Origin of the sequence: Staphylococcus sp. EG-SA-14 (assembly GCF_017151935.1) — a bacterium.
Classification (GTDB): Bacteria; Bacillota; Bacilli; order Staphylococcales; family Staphylococcaceae; genus Staphylococcus; species Staphylococcus aureus.
Map to the genome: position 1 here is coordinate 1 of NZ_JACVZM010000064.1, position 455 is coordinate 455.

The 455-nt window shown below is 36.9% G+C and carries 2 protein-coding genes; both read left to right on the plus strand.

Features of this window, described 5'->3' with window-relative positions:
- The coding region (locus IDG63_RS14295) for a type I phosphoribosyltransferase (protein WP_481903611.1) at positions 1–219 on the plus strand (219 nt) is incomplete at its 5' end.
- A 1-nt stretch (position 220) separates the two neighbouring features.
- Positions 221–455, plus strand: a 235-nt coding sequence (locus tag IDG63_RS14300; protein WP_274611199.1) for a solute carrier family 23 protein, incomplete at its 3' end; no start/stop codon positions are given.

Consider the following 455-nt stretch of genomic DNA (forward strand, 5'->3'; position numbering starts at 1 on the left):
GTATTAATTATTGATGACTTTTTAGCGAATGGCGAAGCGTCATTAGGATTACATCGTTTAGTTCAAGCAGCAAACGCAACAACATCTGGAATTGGAATTGTTATAGAAAAAAGTTTCCAACCGGGCAGAGAGAAGTTGGAATCTGAAGGATTAGAAGTCTTATCTCTATGCCAAGTTGCTTCATTATTAGGAAATACAGTCAAACTGGTAGGAGAATAACATGAAAAATTTCATCTTAAGTGTTCAACATTTACTTGCTATGTATGCGGGTGCCATAATGGTACCTATTATCGTCGGATCTGCTTTAAAATTCACACCTAAAGAAGTGGCTTACTTAGTCGCAATTGATATCTTTATGTGTGGTGTAGCAACATTTTTACAAGTATATAAAGGAATAGGAATTGGACTGCCGGTAGTCTTGGGATGTACATTTACAGCGGTAGCACCAATGATTC